The organism is Saprospiraceae bacterium (assembly GCA_016709995.1).
GTDB lineage: Bacteria > Bacteroidota > Bacteroidia > Chitinophagales > Saprospiraceae > JADJLQ01.
Map to the genome: position 1 here is coordinate 1,535,481 of JADJLQ010000001.1, position 18,575 is coordinate 1,554,055.

General features: G+C 40.1%; 17 protein-coding genes. 7 read left to right on the forward strand and 10 right to left on the reverse strand.

Features of this window, described 5'->3' with window-relative positions:
- Nucleotides 1-27: 27 nt before the first annotated feature.
- Nucleotides 28-1,530, forward strand: a complete 1,503-nt coding sequence (locus IPJ09_06465) for an NAD(P)H-hydrate dehydratase (protein ID MBK7371070.1) — start codon at nt 28-30, stop codon at nt 1,528-1,530.
- Between the two features lie 12 nt (nt 1,531-1,542).
- The gene (locus tag IPJ09_06470; protein ID MBK7371071.1) at nt 1,543-2,241 is read left to right on the forward strand and encodes an NAD-dependent deacylase; all 699 of its coding nucleotides are present in this window, start codon (nt 1,543-1,545) and stop codon (nt 2,239-2,241) included.
- Nucleotides 2,242-2,265: 24 nt separating this feature from the next.
- On the opposite strand, the gene ruvC is transcribed toward IPJ09_06470, so the two are convergent.
- On the reverse strand, nt 2,266-2,835 hold the full coding sequence (gene ruvC, locus IPJ09_06475) for a crossover junction endodeoxyribonuclease RuvC (GenBank protein ID MBK7371072.1): 570 nt from the start codon (nt 2,833-2,835) through the stop codon (nt 2,266-2,268).
- Between the two features lie 222 nt (nt 2,836-3,057).
- On the opposite strand from ruvC, the gene IPJ09_06480 reads away from it, so the two are divergent.
- The 4 genes from IPJ09_06480 to IPJ09_06495 all read left to right on the forward strand — a co-directional run bounded on the left by IPJ09_06480 (nt 3,058) and on the right by IPJ09_06495 (nt 7,008).
- Nucleotides 3,058-4,443, forward strand: coding sequence for a phosphoglucomutase/phosphomannomutase family protein (locus tag IPJ09_06480; protein ID MBK7371073.1), 1,386 nt, complete (start codon nt 3,058-3,060; stop codon nt 4,441-4,443).
- A 156-nt stretch (nt 4,444-4,599) separates the two neighbouring features.
- Complete coding sequence (locus tag IPJ09_06485; GenBank protein MBK7371074.1) at nt 4,600-5,565, forward strand: flippase-like domain-containing protein; 966 nt, start codon at nt 4,600-4,602, stop codon at nt 5,563-5,565.
- 4 nt (nt 5,566-5,569) lie between these two features.
- Nucleotides 5,570-6,394 carry a DUF3108 domain-containing protein gene (locus tag IPJ09_06490; protein MBK7371075.1) on the forward strand — a complete coding sequence of 275 codons (825 nt, stop codon included), beginning with the start codon at nt 5,570-5,572 and terminating at the stop codon, nt 6,392-6,394.
- A gap of 14 nt (nt 6,395-6,408) precedes the next feature.
- On the forward strand, nt 6,409-7,008 hold the full coding sequence (locus IPJ09_06495; GenBank protein MBK7371076.1) for a DUF4230 domain-containing protein: 600 nt from the start codon (nt 6,409-6,411) through the stop codon (nt 7,006-7,008).
- A 122-nt stretch (nt 7,009-7,130) separates the two neighbouring features.
- Here IPJ09_06495 and IPJ09_06500 read toward each other — a convergent pair whose 3' ends face one another.
- From IPJ09_06500 to fumC, 8 genes are all read right to left on the reverse strand, one after another.
- Complete coding sequence (locus IPJ09_06500; GenBank protein ID MBK7371077.1) at nt 7,131-9,488, reverse strand: TonB family protein; 2,358 nt, start codon at nt 9,486-9,488, stop codon at nt 7,131-7,133.
- Between the two features lie 7 nt (nt 9,489-9,495).
- Nucleotides 9,496-9,861, reverse strand: a complete 366-nt coding sequence (locus IPJ09_06505; protein MBK7371078.1) for a BlaI/MecI/CopY family transcriptional regulator — start codon at nt 9,859-9,861, stop codon at nt 9,496-9,498.
- A 222-nt stretch (nt 9,862-10,083) separates the two neighbouring features.
- Nucleotides 10,084-10,806 (reverse strand): hypothetical protein, encoded by a 723-nt coding sequence (locus tag IPJ09_06510; protein ID MBK7371079.1) that lies wholly within the window; start codon nt 10,804-10,806, stop codon nt 10,084-10,086.
- Nucleotides 10,803-11,876: a hypothetical protein gene (locus IPJ09_06515; GenBank protein MBK7371080.1), complete on the reverse strand. Its 1,074-nt coding sequence runs from the start codon at nt 11,874-11,876 to the stop codon at nt 10,803-10,805. The genes IPJ09_06510 and IPJ09_06515 overlap by 4 nt, the downstream gene beginning before the upstream one ends.
- Before the next feature lie 119 nt (nt 11,877-11,995).
- Entirely contained in the window at nt 11,996-13,546 is a 1,551-nt protein-coding gene (locus IPJ09_06520; GenBank protein ID MBK7371081.1) for an Rne/Rng family ribonuclease, read from the reverse strand.
- 321 nt (nt 13,547-13,867) lie between these two features.
- Complete coding sequence (locus tag IPJ09_06525) at nt 13,868-14,650, reverse strand: tetratricopeptide repeat protein (GenBank protein MBK7371082.1); 783 nt, start codon at nt 14,648-14,650, stop codon at nt 13,868-13,870.
- Nucleotides 14,647-14,958, reverse strand: coding sequence for an integration host factor subunit beta (locus tag IPJ09_06530; protein ID MBK7371083.1), 312 nt, complete (start codon nt 14,956-14,958; stop codon nt 14,647-14,649). The genes IPJ09_06525 and IPJ09_06530 overlap by 4 nt, the downstream gene beginning before the upstream one ends.
- Nucleotides 14,959-15,299: 341 nt before the next feature.
- Entirely contained in the window at nt 15,300-16,691 is a 1,392-nt protein-coding gene (fumC, locus tag IPJ09_06535; protein ID MBK7371084.1) for a class II fumarate hydratase, read from the reverse strand.
- Nucleotides 16,692-16,892: 201 nt separating this feature from the next.
- Here fumC and IPJ09_06540 point away from each other — a divergent pair, with 201 nt between their 5' ends.
- Nucleotides 16,893-17,489: a superoxide dismutase gene (locus IPJ09_06540; protein MBK7371085.1), complete on the forward strand. Its 597-nt coding sequence runs from the start codon at nt 16,893-16,895 to the stop codon at nt 17,487-17,489.
- 7 nt (nt 17,490-17,496) lie between these two features.
- Here IPJ09_06540 and IPJ09_06545 read toward each other — a convergent pair whose 3' ends face one another.
- A complete protein-coding gene (locus IPJ09_06545) occupies nt 17,497-18,528 on the reverse strand; it encodes a glycosyl hydrolase 53 family protein (GenBank protein ID MBK7371086.1) in 1,032 nt (343 codons plus the stop codon).
- Nucleotides 18,529-18,575 lie beyond the last annotated feature (47 nt).

Here is an 18,575-nt window from a genome sequence, read left to right on the forward strand (position 1 = left end):
CTTTCAGTTGATAAAATTATTCAAAGCATGAAACTATTTAATGCCCAACAAATCAGAGAGTGGGATCAGGCTACCATCATTGAAACTCCAATCAGTTCTATTGAATTGATGGAAAAAGCTGCTATCGCTTTTACCGATATATTTAAAAGAAAATATACTCCTAACCGACCAGTTTCAGTCTTCTGTGGCATGGGCAATAATGGAGGTGATGGACTCGCTATAGCCAGAATATTGAGTATGGCAGGTTATGATGTCAGGATCTGGCTAGCTGATTTTGGTCAAGACAAATCCAATGACTTTCTCATAAACCTGAACAGACTACCGGACTTTGACCACATCCCAATGTTTGCAGTCGATATGGCCGAACCACCCATGCTGAGCCCTGATGAGCTGGTCATAGATGCCTTACTCGGAACTGGGATCAACAGACCTGTAGAAGGTGCATTAGAAGACTTAATCCACTGGCTCAATTCACTTCATCATACTATCGTCTCTGTGGATATCCCTTCGGGCTTATATGCCGATGCAGATTGTGAGACTGCCATCAAAGCCAATCATACTATTACATTCCAAATCCCTAAGATCAGTTTTTTGTTGCCTTCGTATGAGCAATATACCGGCACTTGGGAAACAGTTGACATCGGACTTATTAAAGGTTTTGCAGCCAGAACACCATCCCGTTATTATTTATCTGAGATTGAACTGATTCGTACCCTCATCAATAAACGTAAAAAGTTTTCACATAAAGGTACCTATGGCCATGCCTTACTGATCAATGGCAGTTACGGCAAAGGCGGTGCAGCCATCCTGGCAGCCAAAGCTTGTCTCCGGAGCGGAGTTGGTTTGTTGACCAATCACATTCCAAGCAATTTGTATAACATTCTGCAAACTTCTGTGCCAGAGGCCATGGCATCTTTGGATGAACATGAATTCTATTGGTCTTCGCTTCCAAAAGATATCAGGAAGTATACCGCTATTGGGGTTGGATGCGGAATAGATCAGAAAGAATCTACCGAAAGAGCTTTGTTGACGCTCCTATCCGAAAATGATTCAAGAATGGTGTTGGATGCAGATGCCATCAATCTGCTTGCACGACATCCGGATTGGCTCCATAAATTACCAGCAGGAACGATACTGACACCTCATATTAAAGAATTTGAGAGATTATTCGGCCCCAGTAAATCTTGTTTTGACAGGGTGGAAAAATTGCGTAAAAACGCTTGTGACTACAATTTGATCATCGTACTCAAGGGAGCCCATACCGCGATCGGTCTTCCGGATGGCCATATTTATTTTAACAATACTGGCAATCCAGGCATGGCCACTGCTGGGACCGGCGATGTTCTGACTGGTATATTAACAGGCCTGGTGGCACAGGGTTATGACAGCCAGTCTGCAGCGTTGATTGGGACATTTATCCATGGATTTGCCGGGGACCTGGCCTACAAGGATTCCAGTTATGAATCATTGATCGCTTCAGATATCATCAAATATATGGGGCATGCCTTTCACACGATATTTCATGGCTGATAAAAATTTTTAATGGAAAAAATTGTAGTTCTGACTGGAGCTGGTATCAGCGCCGAAAGTGGTTTAAAAACCTTTAGAGATGCAGATGGGCTCTGGGAAGGGCATCGCGTAGAAGAAGTAGCCACTCCCGAAGCCTGGCACAAAAACCCGGAGCTGGTATTGGATTTTTACAATCAAAGAAGAGCACAATTAAAACTAAGTCAGCCCAACCTTGCACACCAAAGCCTAGCTGCTCTTGAACATAAATATGATGTCAGAATCGTCACTCAAAATGTTGATGATTTGCATGAAAGAGCCGGGAGCAAAAAAATAATTCATCTTCACGGGGAGCTTCTGAAGGTCAGAAGTGAACGAAACCCAGATTTGATCTATACCTGGCAGGAAGACTTAACCCTTGGACAAAAAGCAGACGATGGTAGTCAACTCCGACCCCATATCGTTTGGTTTGGTGAGGAGGTGCCTATGTTGGAAAGGGCCATTAAAGAATGTATTTCTGCTCAATTATGCATTATAATCGGCACTTCCATGCAGGTGTATCCAGCAGCTGGCCTGGTTAGTTATCTTGATGCTGAATGCCCAATTTATTACATTGATCCCAAGCCTCATATTTCTCATGGGTTAAAAAAATCCCCCAGATTAGAAGTCATAACATCATCAGCGACGGAGGGAGTGCCAGAGCTAGTTGATCAATTATTAAATTTTAAATTTTAAGCCTCTAATCATCGAAAAAAAAGTTCACTTCATTACTTTGTCCGGATTGCCGGAGACAAAGGTTTTCCAGGAATTAAATTTTTTACCTGGTGAAGCAGTCATCAGGCTGGAGTTTTGATGGTGACAGACGGCGCAGGCCAATGCATCGGTGGCATCCAGCGTGCCGGCTGGTATTGGCGTCTTGACCAAATGATTCAACATTGCTGCTACCTGTTCTTTAGCCGCATTGCCATTGCCGGTGACGGATTGTTTAATTTTTTTGGGCGAATATTCATAGATCTCTAGTCCCATCGTGATGGCTGCTGCGATGGAGACCCCCTGCGCACGACCTAACTTGAGCATAGCCTGTACATTTTTACCAAAAAAAGGAGCTTCTATAGCCATCTGACCGGGTCTGTAGGTCTCGATTAATTCCTGAAGTTGTAGAAAAATCTCCTTGAGCTTCTCTTGATGATCGCCCAGGTTTTTTAACATCAGAGTACCCATGCAAAGGATTTTAGTACCCTCCCGATGCGGCTCAATGATAGCATAGCCCAGGAAAAGGGTGCCTGGATCTACACCCAGGATTCTATGTTGAAAAGAGGTGACTGGCATATGATGGCCCGAAGATCATGCTTTTTATATTAAGAAAAAAATTAATGTAATTCCACCCGCTTTATAGTATGGAACGCACTGCGGCCATCATACAGACTAATTGAGGCTTAAAAAGATGTAGCTTGATCCTAACCACTTACAGAATATTCTTCATTTTTTTGATATGTAAAAATTGATAGCTATCCCCCAATTCTTTGTTTCTTTGTGTATAAATCTCTTATTATGTTGAAGATAAAATTTGGTACAGATGGCTGGAGAGCAATCATAGCTGATGATTACACTATTGATAATGTGAGGAGAGTCGCCAAAGGCACTTCCACCTGGATGAAGCAAAAAAATATGTCGAAAGCCATCATAGGGTATGATACCCGATTTGGAGGCTCCTTATTTGCTAAAGCTGTCGCAGATCTATTGGCCGGAGATGGTCATCATGTCTATTTATCTAACGATTATGCCTCGACACCAATGGTTTCTCTTGGTGTGTTGCACCTTCAGGCTGATCTGGGCATCGTCATCACTGCCAGCCACAATCCTCCCTCCTATAATGGCTACAAACTTAAAGCATCCTATGGTGGTCCAATGATCCCCAGTGAGGTCACGGAAATAGAAAATCTAATCCCGGACAGCATTCCTACTAATATGGATGGCAATGGTAAAATAGAATTGGTTGATCTCGAAAAAATCTATGAAGACAAAGTCAGAGCTGCCTTTGATATACCTACTATCCAGGCTGTGGCGATGCCATTTGCCTATGACGCGATGTATGGAGCCGGCCAACGTATCATGAAAAAATTATTTCCTGAAGCTATCCACCTGCACAGCGATTTTAACCCTTCGTTTCATGGTCAGGCTCCCGAACCTATCGAGCGAAATCTCAGTCATTTGATCGAAACTGTCAAATCAGATCCGGCCATCAAAGTAGGCGCTGCCACTGATGGAGATGCGGATCGAATCGGCATGCTGGATCAATATGGCGAATTCGTCGATTCACACCATTTACTCTTACTCTTATTGTATTATCAACATCATTTTAAAAAACAAAAAGGAAAAGTGCTAATTACTTTTTCCGTGACGGATAAAGTAAAGAAACTTGCTGATCTCTTCGGGGTAGAATGTGAAGTCACCAAAATTGGTTTTAAATACATCAGCGAAATCATGATGCACACCCCTATCCTGGTCGCAGGCGAAGAATCAGGTGGCATCGCAGTAGCAGGGCATATTCCAGAACGTGATGGCGTATGGATTGCACTGACTATCCTCGAGTTTATGGCCTCTACCGGCAAATCACTTACAGACCTTATCAATGAGGTATACGCGATGGTAGGCGCATTTAAGTGCGACCGGGATGATCTTCATCTGGACGAATCTAAAAAGCAAACTATCATCCAGGCCTGTAAAGATCGGGCATTCACCTCTTTTGGGTCATATAAGATCGAATCTGTCGAAGATATGGACGGCTATAAGTTTCTGTTTGGCTTTGATGAATGGGTCATGGTCAGACCTTCCGGCACCGAGCCCGTTTTGCGTGTATATGCTCAAGCAGGAGACAGTATCAAAGTGAGAAAATTATTAGATGCCGCTAAGGAGGCTTTGCTTTCAGTCCAGTGATTTTATACTTTTTGAAATCGATGTATTTCTGATGATTTAGCCTTTTTATTTAATTCATCTTTTACCCTAAGGCAGATAGCCCTTAAAGCTAAATAAGTTTTGATGATTAACTTTGCACTCTCGATGCTGTTAATAGCATTGTAGATATAAAAATTCATGCCTTTTTTAAATCAAAGATTAATCACCGTCGCCAAGATAGTAGTCACATTGACATTGTTTTGTGTCATCTATTGGCAATTAAAAGATTTTAAAGGTGGCTTTAACCCTATTTTTCCATTAAGTGCCAAGACCTGGATTGGAATCATGTTGATCCTGGTCCTGGCTCCGGTCAATTGGATATTGGAAAGCATTAAATGGAAGACTATTTTAAGTTCAAATAACAAAATCACCACCTTTGAAGCCTGGCAAGCAGTACTGACAGGTTATACCCTGGGCTTGATCACCCCGGCGAAAGTAGGCGATTATATAGGAAGGGCCACTCAGTTCAAAGGTCGATCTGTCACAGCCCTCACAGCTACCTTCCACAGTAGCTTATGGCAAAATCTGGCTAATTTGATCGGAGGTGTTCTCGGAGTATCTTTCTTGCTATTTCGTTATCACAATAACTATTTAAAATTAGTATTGGTGCCAAGCGTGATACTGTTACTTTTACTTACCATCTTCCTTACATATGCAGATGGTCGAAAAAAATTAACAATCTGGGGCTTTAGGTTTGTTAAAAATCATCTAAAGTTCATACCGCTTCAGGAAGATTTACTGAATCAATTTCCTGCGTATAACCCTTTTAAAGCATTGTTTTACAGCATATTACGCTACACTGTTTACGTGGTACAGTATTATATATGCGCGATCAGCTTAGGAATTAATAGTGACTTTGTAACGTTATTTTCAATTATATGTTCTGCTCTTATGATTCAGTCTATGGTACCACTCCCATTCGTAGCAGGATTGCTCTCCAGAGCCCAGATCAATATTTTGATTTGGGGATTAATCGGAGAGTCGATCCAGTCCGCAGTGATTATTTCGTTATTTATATGGATGATCAATATTGTATTACCAGCATTATTGGGAATGAACTTTGTCTATCGAAAAAAATCATTTGTAAACCCGCTAATAAATTGAATAGATGATTCTACCAATTTGGATTCTTTTATTTTCACTATTGAGCCCCAAACCAGATCTAGCTGATAAGGGCTCCCTTGCGCCAACGATGCTCGAATGTGAGTCCGATAACACTACTTTTAAGGCTGGTGAGCAATTGACCTATAAACTTTATTACAATTGGAATTTCGTCTGGCTTTCGGCTGGAGAAGTAGTATTTAAAGTCTCAGATCTTGGTGATCGGTACAAACTCAGTGCCAACGGTCGTACTTATAGTTCGTACGAATGGTTTTTTAAGGCGGATGACTATTTTGAATCTATTGTGGATAAATCTACACTTCTACCGCTTAGCTTCAAGCGGGATATAAAAGAAAACAAATACAGGTATTTTGAAAAAGTGGAGTTTGATCAGCAAGGTAATCGCCTGCGATCGTGGACTGGAAAGTCCGAAGAGTCCGCTACCCTGGCCAATCATTCTTTGAATGGTTGTGTTCATGATATATTGGCTATGGTGTATTCTATACGCACCCAGGATTTTGATGCCCTAAAAAAGAATAGTGTCGTCCCTGTAAATATATTTTTAGACAATAAAGAATACAACCTAAACCTGGCTTACCTCGGTCTCGAAGAGGATAAAAAAGTATATAAATTGGGGAGGTATAAAACACATCACCTGAGTCCTGAAGTGATCGCAGGAACTGTGTTTAAAGAAAAAGACAGGATGCATATCTGGGCGAGTGCAGATCAAAACCGGATCCCATTATTGATCGAATCTCCGGTCTCCGTGGGTTCCATCAAAGCCGTGCTCAAAGATTATAAGGGATTGAAATATAAGTTTGAGGAAAACTGAGATCGTTTAGTTCCATGGCAAAATTTAAAAACCTACTCTATGGCCTTAGTGCTGCCTTGTTACTTACCTTAATCCTATTAGGGTACCTGTGGTGGCAGTCCAGGTCTGGCATTCATGTCGAGACTAAGAGTTCGGTCCTCCTGGAAAGAATTCAAAAAGTAGCAAAGCTTACTACCGTCGAAGGACAGTTTTCTGAGATCTACGAAAAGACCTCCTTCAAATATTTCGATATATCTCCCTTTCAGAAAAAAGTATTGGTCAGAGTCAAAGCTACAGTAGCTGCTGGTTTTGACTTCAACAATCTTTCTTTAGAGATAGATTCTCTTCACAAAATCATTTACATCAATTCTCTTCCCGATCCTCAAATTCTCTCCATAGATCATGACCTGGACTATTATGATATCAGTGAAGGATTATTTACGAGCTTTACAGTCCAAGACTATAATCAGATACAGGTTGAAGCCAAGGCATTGATCAAACAAAAAGCATCAGAAAGTCAGCTTCTTTCAGAGGCTGGAGTACAAGGCCAGGAATTTTTAGAGATGGTCAGGTTGATAGCCCAATCTGCAGGTTGGGAGTTGAAAGTGCGATCGCGACCACTATTAAAACAATAATCAATTGAATGGAGAAATTACTACGTATCACAAACTATATTCCTATATGCTCCTAATAAAAAATTGGCCTCTTTAGTTTGATTACCAGGAGGCCAATCGCAAATGCTTCAAGAAATAAACTTCTACTGTATCAATAATTTTTGATCCTGAGAGCTAGTTGAATTAAATGCTCTGATGATATAGGCGCCTTTGACGAGCTTAGACACATCGATGAACTGTCTTCCATCAAAATCTCCCCAGTCACTGGAATGTACTATCCTTCCATTCATGTCAAAAATATGAACATGAATTTCACCTTTCTCCGGCCATGCTATTTCAACTCTATGGTTAGCAGGATTAGGGCTGATCTTAAGATTGTCAAAAGCTTTTAATTGGATTGGATTGAGATTTGTATTTTTTGAACTGTTTGAGTTGGAATTGCTTTCGCTGCCATTGGATAATTTAAATGCAATGGGCAGATTGTACTGAACATTGACCGCTTTCCCTTTTTGTTTGCCCGGTATCCATTTTTCAGGCATAAGATTCATAGATTGAACTACCTTCAGTGCTTCTTCACCACATCCACCTCCGATCTCGCGCACGATCTTTGCATCAGATATAGAACCATCTTCATTGACTATAAAGGAAATGACCACTTTTCCTTGAACACCTTCATTTTTTGCTTCCAAAGGATATTTGACATGGGTATACAGGTATTGCAACATCTTTTCTGTGGCACATTTAATTTTTGCATCCTCTGTTGATTCTGCTTCACAGCCTGGGAATCTTGGTGCTTCTTCAACTACATTGAAGATTTCTTTAGTGGGCAATAGTTCTGAAGATTGGTTTAAGGTTGGTTCACTTGATTTTTGGTCATTTTGTAATTTGAATTGGAATGGCAGTGTATACATCACTGACACATTTTTCCCATCCACCCTACCAGGCATCCATCTATCCGGGAGTTGATTCATGGTGTTCACAACACGGATTGCTTCATCACCTGCACCTCCGCCGATATCTTTGATTATTTTAACATTGTTGATCATACCTTCTTTGCCCACTATAAAACTGACGACCACCTTGCCCTCCAAACCTGCTTTTTTAGCTTGTTCAGGATACTTCATTTGTCCATAAAGAAATTGAAGCATTTTCATATCGGCACATTTTCGCCGAGCGGTGAGATCTGACTCAGATTCACAACCTGGAAACATAGGCATTTCATCCACTTGTGTAAATATTTTTGACGCGGTTCCATTTTCAGTTTCACTGTTCTTTTTAGCGTTAGAATTCAATCTTATTTTGACGACCCCTTCACTATTTTTACCGTATTTAACTACATCCATTGTAGCTATATCATCTGGACTTATTTTGTCTACTGCTTCTTTGCTGGATTCGACACCATCTATCAGATACAAGGTTCTTGTTTGAATTTCGATGACGCCGTCTTTTCCAGTTTCTCCATATTTTTTTATAGCACTATCACCTTTGAGTACACTGACGGAGGTGATTTGGTTGGGGTAAACATTGTCTACTTCAGTTTTTGTGACTTTTTCGCCATTAAGGATGTATAGTGCAGCTTCAGGAATGGTGTCAGATAAGGAGCTGCTAAAATTCGAGCTCACTGGCTGATTAAGATTGCTTTCCGATTTGTAAGCAAAAACGACTCCTAATAAAAGTAAAATTGGAATAATCAAAGCGTATTTCCAGGCACTCAATGGCTTGGAAGGAATTTTTATCATCATGTTGATTCTGTTTTTTAATTGTGAATAAATAAAATGATTGGCTAATGACATGTACAGGCTGCGACTGGAGTTTTCGATTAAAAGCTGGCCATAACTTTGTGTATCGGAGCTCCTGGTCACTATGGCGTCTGCGAGATATTCGTGCGTATTGCGTATGGTATTTTGATACCAGTAGACCATGGGGCTAAACCATGCGACGACGGCTACCAACCTGCTCAACAATATATCTATCGTATGCCACCCTGAGACATGACTGAGTTCGTGTTGCATCACCTTTTCCATTTCTTCATTGATAAACTGGGACTTATCACTGACGAATACATAATTTAAAAAAGAGAAAGGCAGATGGTCTATATCAGTCGTGATAAGAGTATGCTGTTTTTTATAAGTGTGTGGGTATTTGTAAATCCATTTCACCAAAAAAAATAATTCCCGGACTAATAAAACCATGGAAATAGAAAAACCTATCCAGTATAATTTTTCCAACCAATACATCCATTGAAAAGAATCAGCTGGCACTACTGCTTGGGAAACCTCAAACATCCTTGCACTCCCCTGAATGAATGATACCTGAGGCATGTAATCCGGAAAAAATGCTTCCCAATACCTTCTGACCAAAGGTATTCCGGCTCCTAAAAACAAGGTAGTGATCAAGTAATACCTGTTAAACCTAAAAAAAGTCTCTCTGCGCAAAAAATAATGATAGATCACCATGAATAAAAGCCAGCAAAGACTGCTTTGAAGTATGAGCGTAATCATGATCGGGCTATTTTTTATTTTTCTTAAGTGATTCCATCAATTCTGTCAATTCCTTTAGACTAAGATCATTTTCTTTGACCAGGAAAGAGACCAGGCTGTTGGCTGAGCCTCCAAAATATTCTGTAATCAAATCTTTAACAGAGACTTTGCCATATTCTTCCTTTGGTACTAAAGGGAAATATTCATGAGTACGACCATATGCTTTATGGGCTACAAACCCTTTCTTCTCTAAGATGCGTACGATCGAAGAAATGGTGCTATGCGGCGGCCTGGGATCCCCCAATTCGTCTAAAATATCACTGACCAGCACCCTGCCTTTAGCCCAGATGATTTGCATAATTTCTTCTTCTGCTTTGGTTAGTTTTTTTCGCATATCACATTATTTGAGATGAGTTTAAAAATGTATCTACTGACTTTCTTTTAATGATTCGTTCATTTCGTTTGACAAATCAAATATAAAACGAATTTATACGATTTGCAACTAATATTTATTTTTTTTAACGTATATTTTAGTTATACAGGGTCCTGAAAATTATATTGCCCATATTTATATGTACATCTTATTGATAATTAATTAAGTAGACCGCCAGGTTGATCAGTCGATGTATTCCACTTTTCTATTAAAATAAATGCCAAAGGAAAGCTCGAGGGTCACATTTTTGATACTTTTTTCTCCGATAGAGGTTGTATTGCCTGGTCTATAGATGTCAATAATATTATCAATCTGTGGCTGGTAATATTGTTTTGTGATATCCGGCCCAATGGTAAACTCAAGAATGCCACCAGCCAAATCGCCAAAAGGAAGTTCCAGTCCACCACTCAAAGAAAAACCCAGTAGAACCTTTTTTACTGCCTGATTAAATGGATATACCGGGATAATTTTATTGATTGGATCATACCGATCCAGGTTGGTAGATAATGTGTATTCTCCCCTTAATCCCATGGTGTAATAGGTGGAGAATTTGGCTTTTGCGTACTTTCTTTTAACTCCAGCCAGCAAGGACAAGTTTCTAAAAATGAATTCATCTGTCGGTATGGTGTAGACCGTGTTATTATATTGTATCGGAAAAGAATATCGCGTAGCACTTCCCTTGAGATGGTACCCCAATTGTAAAAGCACCGAGAACGGATCCTCGTCCCTGTATGATTCTAACCAGGCAGCTGCATGATATTTAAAGAGTGGATCATTTTGAAAATAATTCCATTTTTGAAATCCAACGGTAGGCCCCAACTTCAAACCATAGCGTGTTGTATTCTGTGCCTGAGAGACAAATCCTATGAGGAGCAAGGCACTCAGCAGTATCATTTTTTTGATCATCGTCGAAAATTAATTTTTTTTTCGCAGTATTGCTCTATATCTGCGACAGCATGCATTAATAAATCCTGGTTATTGTCCAAATGGAATCTCTGGCATTGATCTACCCTCTCCTTGACATGCTCCCAATCTTCTTTTTCAATATCCCATATCACTGCCATGTCCAGATCCACCAGCCTCCTGGCCAGGTACCATTGTTCAGTCTGGCCTGGAGTGGGGACCAAAATTAATTTTTTAGACCATGCCGCCAAATCCATCAGTGTGCTGTATCCGGCCCGGCAGATTATATATTGAGCTACACTGATATATCCGGTTAGGGTAGATTGGTTGACAAAAGATTGATATCCATTAGATTGGGCGGCCAAATCAGGTCTGCCTCCAACCATCATAAGCTTATCTGCCAGTCTAAGCGAGACTCTCAAGGAATGTTCAAATCTGGTCCTCATGGGTTCCGGCCCAGAGACTACAGCCAAAATATCGCACTGATATTGAGTAGGACTTTCTGCTTCAGATGGAATAATTTTGGTCAAAAATCCAATCTTTCTTTCCTGGATGGATGAGGTTAGATTACCAAGGTTTCCACTGAGTCCTCCATTGACTTCGATGTCAGGTATCCAAATACGATCAAACCGGGACATCCAATTTTTCATGACCAGCTGCACCACCTTCCCTAAGATCTTCCATGGTAAAATGGGTTTTGCCTGATGTATAAGTAAGACAGACGCTACCCCCTTTAACCTACAAGCAGGTCTCGAGTCTGAAAGGATAAGGTCAAATCCAAATTCTGCTTGTAGCTCTTTCAATCGAATCTTATCCTTGACCATCCACTTAAAAACGTAAAACGACTGCGTAAATAATTTATACCAAAATAATCTACCATATCTAATTTCCAAGGGAGCAAGGCGGTGAGCTGGAAGTTGAGGATGATGTAATCGCAGAAAATCAAAGGCCAAACCATCGCTTGCCACATGCACTTCATGGCCCCGATCAACAAAATAATCTATGATCGATCTGCATCGGGCCGCATGACCTAATCCCCAATGCAAAGGACAAATAAGTATTCGAAGTGACATGGTTGAGGTATGCGTGAGCATGGTACCCTACATGCCTAAACTTAAACAATATTTTGAAGATCTCGTGGACCTTTTAACTCTAAGAAGGATGCAATCCACAGAAATGGTGACTTTGCCCATTAATTCATACGGATTTCATCCTGATTACTATCAAATAATTTAAAGTCAGTCAAGGCAATATTCTCATTAACCCGGATATTGATCCATCTTTTGTATTTCCACCAAAGTTGCCATTGTTTGCTCCAAAGCCCTTTGGTAAAATAGGAGGCTAAAAAAGGATGCAATTCTACCGTAAACCTTGTATCTGTCCTGTGTTTGATCAAAAAATCCAGGTCACGCTCGATCTCATCAGTCACCAGGATAGATGGTCTGATATGACCAGTGCCTCCACAAGACGGACAAGTTTCGTTGATATTGATATTGACTGCAGGTTTTACCCGCTCCCGGGTGATCTGCATCAGTCCAAATTTACTGAGCGGCAGAATACTGTGTTGTGCTCGATCAGGTGCCATAAAATCTTTCATCATTTTGTACAGATGATTTTTATGTTCCTGGCTTTTCATATCGATAAAATCGATGATGATCAATCCTCCAATATCTCTGAGTCTGAGCTGCCGCGCGATCTCCATGGCTGCTTCCAGGTTGACCGATAAAGCAGCAGATTGCTGATCAGTCTTTTGCATCTTTGGACCACTATTGACATCGATCACATGCATCGCTTCAGTATGATCTATGACCAGGTAAGCACCGCTAGGCATGGTCGCTGTCTTACCAAAAGAAGACTTGATCTGTCGGGATACCCCCAGTTGATCCATAATAGGTTTGTCCCCTTTAAAATATTGGACTATTTTAGTTTGTTCTGGTGCTATACTTTGAAGTAATGATTTGATGCTTTGGTATAGATCCCTGTCATTAGTCACTATTTTATTAAAAGAGGCATTCAACAAATCTCGAAGCATCGAGGAGGTTTTGTCCAACTCACTCAATAATTTAAGTGGTGCCCGTCCTTTATACAATTGTTTATGTATGGTGTCCCATTTCTCAGTGAGTTCAGTGATTTCTTCGTGAAGATCAGCTACTTTTTTGCCGGCAGCAGCCGTTCTGACGATTACACCAAAGTTTTTAGGTTTAATCGACTCCACTAGGATCTGAAGCCTCTTTCTTTCATCCTGATCTTCTATTTTTTTCGAGACAGCTACCTGGTCAGTAAATGGTGTTAGTACCATAAATCTACCAGGAATGGTAATTTCTCCTGACAACCTGGGACCTTTGGTAGAAATGGGCTCTTTGAGTATTTGAACCAGGATGTTTTGTTTTTTGGCAAGGACCTGGTTGACTTTGCCATGTTTATTGATCTCAGGCTCCACCATAAACTGGTCGAGCATATGTGAAGTTAATTTGCCTTGTATAGACTTTTCAGTAAATGACAAAAACGAATTAAGTCCTGGTCCAAGATCGGTATAATGCAAAAAAGCATCTTTAGAGTGTCCAATATCTACAAACGCAGCATTGAGTCCAGGCATAAGCTTGGTGACACTCCCTAAAAACACATCACCTACTTGAAAATTTTCATCGGATACCTGGTGATGTAACTCAACCAATTTTCCGTTTTCAAGTAAAGCGATTTCTACATCCTTAGGAGTAGAATTGATAATGAGTTCGCGCTCCATAAATTATAAATAATTAAGGACCAGATTGAATGGATATCCCCAGAATAAGATTTCCGAGAAAAGATGGGTATAAAAAAGGAGCGAATAATTAAATACATTAATGATCAAAGATCATCTTCATACCCATTCAACCTGGATTACACTATCTCAGTTTCTTTTTATGTCTATTCTTACGAAGTCTCTTTTTTCGTTTGTGGGTGGCCATTTTATGGCGTTTTCTTTTTTTACCGCAAGGCATTTTAAATTAATTTGATTAAATGATTAAAATATTTTTAAATATCATAAATCTAAATGGCGTGAGCCAAATAGATTGTTTTTACTTTATTTTTCAACACATTTTTTTGACCAGTTCTCAAAAGCTAGTTGATCACCATCATGCTGAGCTACCTGAGCCATGAGGCAATATGCTCTTACAAATCCAGGATCTAGTTTGATCAGAGCCTGCAATCTTTCTTTAGCCCGATCCCATTGGTTAGTCTGAATAGACAACCTGGCTAAATGATAGATTACTAAGGTATTGTCTGGATAAGTCTCGTTCAATCTTCTCAATTCCAATATGCCATTCATAGGGCTACCTTCAGAAGGAAATTCCACATTGATGAGTGCTTGATTGAGCTGGAGTGAAACATTGTCTGGATCAAGCGCAATGGCCTGAGAAAAACCGTGTTTGGCTTTTTCTACCCATTTTGTTAAATCACCCGGATCAACTTCTGGTTGTTTGGCGGCAATTATAAAATTGGTTGCTGCCAAAGCCCATCGATCAGAAGTTGGAAATTTTTCTGCTATCAGATAAGCATATTCTGCAGACATACTCACTCTTCCTTGATTATACCAAAATCCTGAAAGTTGCTCCAACAAAGTACGTTGTATACTGTCATCAGTGGCTTGCGCGATCTGTTGTTCCAACAAGTCTACATATTGATGATTACTTTCTGATAGAGAATCCTTCCATTTTGATAGATCGGTGTCAAATGTTGTGTCAAAACTATTAGTGGTCCCTGACTTTTCAGGAAACCTTATTTCTGGAGAAATCTTACTAAACCCAAAATAAAGTAGAAAAAACGAAGCTATTGAAATCAATAAAAGTATCAGCGGTGATTTCATTCTTCCTCATCATTGTCAGGCAATTGTGTGACTTTGTTTTTCACCTGCTCTACAAATACTTTAGCTGGTTTGAAAGAAGGAATAAAATGCTCTGGAATCTCAATAGCCACATTCTTTTTAATGTGCCTACCAATTTTTTTAGCTCTTTTCTTGATGATAAAAGATCCAAATCCTCGGATATACACGTTTTCACCTTCGGCGAGTGTGCCTTTCACTTCTTTAAAAAACATTTCTAAACTCACAAGTACATCTACCTTAGGCACTCCTGTCTTTTCGGAAATCATTGCAACGAGATCAGCTTTTCTCATTAGTTACTGGTTTTTAATTAATTATAATGTATTACTGCCTTTCTTTTCCGGCAGGGTGCAAATTTCAAGTTTTATTTTGAAACAAAGAAATTTTTTATAAAATATTTATTTTCTGATAGTTATATTAAGATTTTTGGTTTTTCCAATCAATCGGTTGCTTTTTGTATATACAGACTGTCAGCATCATATATAATCAGGAAAATATCATTGCTTTACTATATAAATATAACTAATTATTGCAATGTATATATAATTAATAATAAGATACTTAACAGGTTATTTGCGTATATCTATGGCTGCCAGAAGCTCAGGCCTATGATTTAATCAATAATTAACTGAAGCTATTTAGGGCCAACCATATCTTCAGGTTTGACCCACTGATCAAATTGAACGCTGGTCATATAACCCAGCGAAATGGCAGCTTCTTTGAGCGTAATATGCTCTTTATGGGCTTTCTTGGCTATCTCTGCAGCTTTATCGTATCCAATTTTTGTATTTAAAGCTGTAACCAGCATTAGCGAGTTGTCCAGATTATGCTTGATCCTGGCATAGTTGGGCTCCAACCCCATAATACAATGTTCATTAAAGCTGACACAAGCATCTCCGATCAATCTGGCTGAGATTAAAAAATTATATATTATGACAGGTTTAAACACATTGAGCTCGAAATGACCATTCATGCCGCCTATATTGATGGTGACATCGTTGCCAATCACTTGAGCCATAGCCATCGTCATGGCTTCAGATTGCGTTGGATTCACTTTGCCCGGCATGATGGAAGATCCGGGTTCATTGTCAGGGATGGTAATCTCTCCGATGCCACTGCGTGGCCCTGACGCTAATAATCTAATATCGCTTGCTATCTTAAATAAGGATACAGCTGTAGTCTTTAAAGCCCCATGTGCTTCTACCAATGCATCATGGGTAGCCAGTGATTCAAATTTATTTGGAGCCGTGATAAAGGGATAGCCGGTTAATTTGGCAATTTCCTTTGCGACTTTGACGGCGTACCCCTTCGGCGCATTGAGTCCGGTACCCACAGCGGTTCCTCCCAAAGCTAATTGGGCGAGATGTGTCAAGCTGTTCTTAATAGTTAAAATGCTTTGATCTATCATGGCTACATATCCGCTGAGCTCCTGGCCCAAGGTAAGGGGGGTAGCATCCATCAGGTGTGTACGACCAATTTTGACTACTTTCATATAAGCCCTTGACTTTTTCTTAAAAGTATCACGAAGATCTAAAAGGCCTGGCAAAGTCCATTCCATGAGCGCGCTATAAGCCGCAATGTGCATCGCAGTGGGAAAAGTATCATTACTGGATTGTGATTTATTGACATCATCATTGGGGTGCAATATTTTCTTAGCATCTGTCAATGACCCGCCGGACAATACATGGCCCCGATTGGCTATCACTTCGTTGACATTCATATTGGATTGGGTACCAGACCCAGTCTGCCAGACCACCAAAGGAAACTGATCATCGAGTTTGCCTTCCAAAATCTCATCGCACACTTCTGCAATCAACCTTGCTTTATTTTTATCTAAAATTTTCAAACCCAGATTGGTAAAAGCTGCTGCTTTTTTTAATATAGCGAACGCCCTTATTACTTCAATCGGCATTCTTTGACCACCGATTTTAAAATTTTGACTGGACCGTTGTGTTTGAGCTGCCCAGTAGGCTTCTGCAGGCACATCTATGAATCCCATAGAGTCTTTTTCTTTGCGTATAGACATAATCTTAATATTTGCCACAAAGGTAATAAACCATAGTAGGGCAAATACAGGATATTTTCAGTAGACTTGATGATTGATATCATAGTAAAGATTCCATGTCTCGATGATTCATACGATTAATTTTTTGACTTATCGATTCAAGCAGTTAACTTCGCAGATGTTTAATCAGATCAAATCAATTATTTAAACATAAATACTATTATGGCTTTTACACTTCCAGATTTACCTTATGCCTTTGATGCACTCACACCACATATTGATACCAGAACGATGGAGATCCACCATGGAAAACATCATCAGGCATATGTGACCAATCTCAACAATGCAGTAGAAAATACTATATGGGCTGATAAGTCATTGGAGGAAATCATGGCCAATATCTCCACGTTGAGCCCAGCTATAAGAAATAATGGGGGTGGGCATTATAACCATTCCTTGTTTTGGCAGATCATGGGCCCAGGTAAAGGCGGAGTACCTACCGGTATCATCGGCGATGCAATCAATGGCACTTTCGGATCGTTCGATTCATTTAAAGAAGCACTAAGCAAAGCCGGAATGACTAGATTCGGCAGTGGTTGGGCCTGGTTATCAAAGGATAGTGAGGGTAAGCTTTTTATCTCCTCTACTCCTAATCAGGACAATCCGCTTATGGACATTGCTGAGCAAAAAGGCACCCCTATTCTTGGCGTAGATGTATGGGAACATGCTTATTATCTGCATTATCAAAACCGAAGAGCTGACTATTTGGCTGCATTCTTTAATGTCGTAGATTGGGATGCGGTGGCAGCCAGACTATAATCCGACACTACATTTTTGCATACCATTTTCTGATGACATCCTCTGCAGGTTTGCCCTGTGGGCTATGATCTTTTTCCAAACCATGTCGCATATTTTTGGGATCTGAATACCATTTCCATACAAAACCACCTTGCCAAAAATCTCTTTTAGAGCAACATTCGAGTAAAGCATTAAGGCAATTGGCTTGAGCTTGAGGATTGTAATCTAGTGATTTTAATTTTGACTCCAACTCCCAGGTCTTTCCCCCACTTCCATCGACGCTAAGGTAGCCATACTCAGTAAAAAGTATAGGTTTGTGATACTTTTTTGAAAACTTTCCCAGCTCATTTAACAATGGATCCCAAGCTCTCGTGAGAGATTGCTCTGTTGGATTCTTTTCCTCGCACAATGGGAAATATGCATTGACCCCAATATAGTCTAATCGACTCCAGAAGCTTACTTTTTCGTATTCATCCCAATTAGCAGCATAAGTCACTTTTCCTTTGTAAACTGATCTAACTTTAGTGATTAAGTTTTGCCAAAATTGAGGTCTTGCAGTAATACTTCCTTTGATTTCCGTCCCAATACATATCATTTCTACCCCCATCTCTTCAGAAAGGGCAGCAAATGGCAAAATATAATCTTCATAAGAGTCTTCCCACTTTTCCCAATCTTTTGCTGTGGCAAATTGAAGATTGCCGATCCAATCCTTGCCTACCCAGATCTGTGGCTTCAGCATTACTTTAATATGATTTGATTGAGCCTGGCATATAGTTTCTTCAATGCCATGTCTTCCTTCGCCCCACCACCGCTTGTCACTTTCTTGATGATCATAGTGGACTACAGGCTCACCAGCTCTGCAAAGAGCATAAGGGATGACTGCGATCCAACTGGAGTTAACATTTAATACATCCACAAATGGGTTAGAGTCAAATGGTCGCGAAGGTGCTACAAAACTGAGTCCTTTAATCCTCTCCATAATGGGCGACTGAGCACCGGGTCGCTGGCATTGAGCACTGAGCATTAAAAAGCAGATAGAAAAGCTAATTAGCGGTCTCATTGATATCCAAAAGGCAGGTTAAAATATTATACACAAGGTAAAAACTG

Bases quoted from the DNA above. Each gene is read 5' to 3' on its own strand.
- IPJ09_06465 (MBK7371070.1), top strand. From the start codon at position 28: ATGAAACTATTTAATGCCCAACAAATCAGAGAGTGGGATCAGGCTACC.
- IPJ09_06470 (MBK7371071.1), top strand. From the start codon at position 1,543: ATGGAAAAAATTGTAGTTCTGACTGGAGCTGGTATCAGCGCCGAAAGT.
- ruvC (MBK7371072.1), bottom strand. From the start codon at position 2,835: ATGCCAGTCACCTCTTTTCAACATAGAATCCTGGGTGTAGATCCAGGC.
- IPJ09_06480 (MBK7371073.1), top strand. From the start codon at position 3,058: ATGTTGAAGATAAAATTTGGTACAGATGGCTGGAGAGCAATCATAGCT.
- IPJ09_06485 (MBK7371074.1), top strand. From the start codon at position 4,600: ATGCCTTTTTTAAATCAAAGATTAATCACCGTCGCCAAGATAGTAGTC.
- IPJ09_06490 (MBK7371075.1), top strand. From the start codon at position 5,570: ATGATTCTACCAATTTGGATTCTTTTATTTTCACTATTGAGCCCCAAA.
- IPJ09_06495 (MBK7371076.1), top strand. From the start codon at position 6,409: ATGGCAAAATTTAAAAACCTACTCTATGGCCTTAGTGCTGCCTTGTTA.
- IPJ09_06500 (MBK7371077.1), bottom strand. From the start codon at position 9,488: ATGATTACGCTCATACTTCAAAGCAGTCTTTGCTGGCTTTTATTCATG.
- IPJ09_06505 (MBK7371078.1), bottom strand. From the start codon at position 9,861: ATGCGAAAAAAACTAACCAAAGCAGAAGAAGAAATTATGCAAATCATC.
- IPJ09_06510 (MBK7371079.1), bottom strand. From the start codon at position 10,806: ATGATCAAAAAAATGATACTGCTGAGTGCCTTGCTCCTCATAGGATTT.
- IPJ09_06515 (MBK7371080.1), bottom strand. From the start codon at position 11,876: ATGTCACTTCGAATACTTATTTGTCCTTTGCATTGGGGATTAGGTCAT.
- IPJ09_06520 (MBK7371081.1), bottom strand. From the start codon at position 13,546: ATGGAGCGCGAACTCATTATCAATTCTACTCCTAAGGATGTAGAAATC.
- IPJ09_06525 (MBK7371082.1), bottom strand. From the start codon at position 14,650: ATGAAATCACCGCTGATACTTTTATTGATTTCAATAGCTTCGTTTTTT.
- IPJ09_06530 (MBK7371083.1), bottom strand. From the start codon at position 14,958: ATGAGAAAAGCTGATCTCGTTGCAATGATTTCCGAAAAGACAGGAGTG.
- fumC (MBK7371084.1), bottom strand. From the start codon at position 16,691: ATGTCTATACGCAAAGAAAAAGACTCTATGGGATTCATAGATGTGCCT.
- IPJ09_06540 (MBK7371085.1), top strand. From the start codon at position 16,893: ATGGCTTTTACACTTCCAGATTTACCTTATGCCTTTGATGCACTCACA.
- IPJ09_06545 (MBK7371086.1), bottom strand. From the start codon at position 18,528: ATGAGACCGCTAATTAGCTTTTCTATCTGCTTTTTAATGCTCAGTGCT.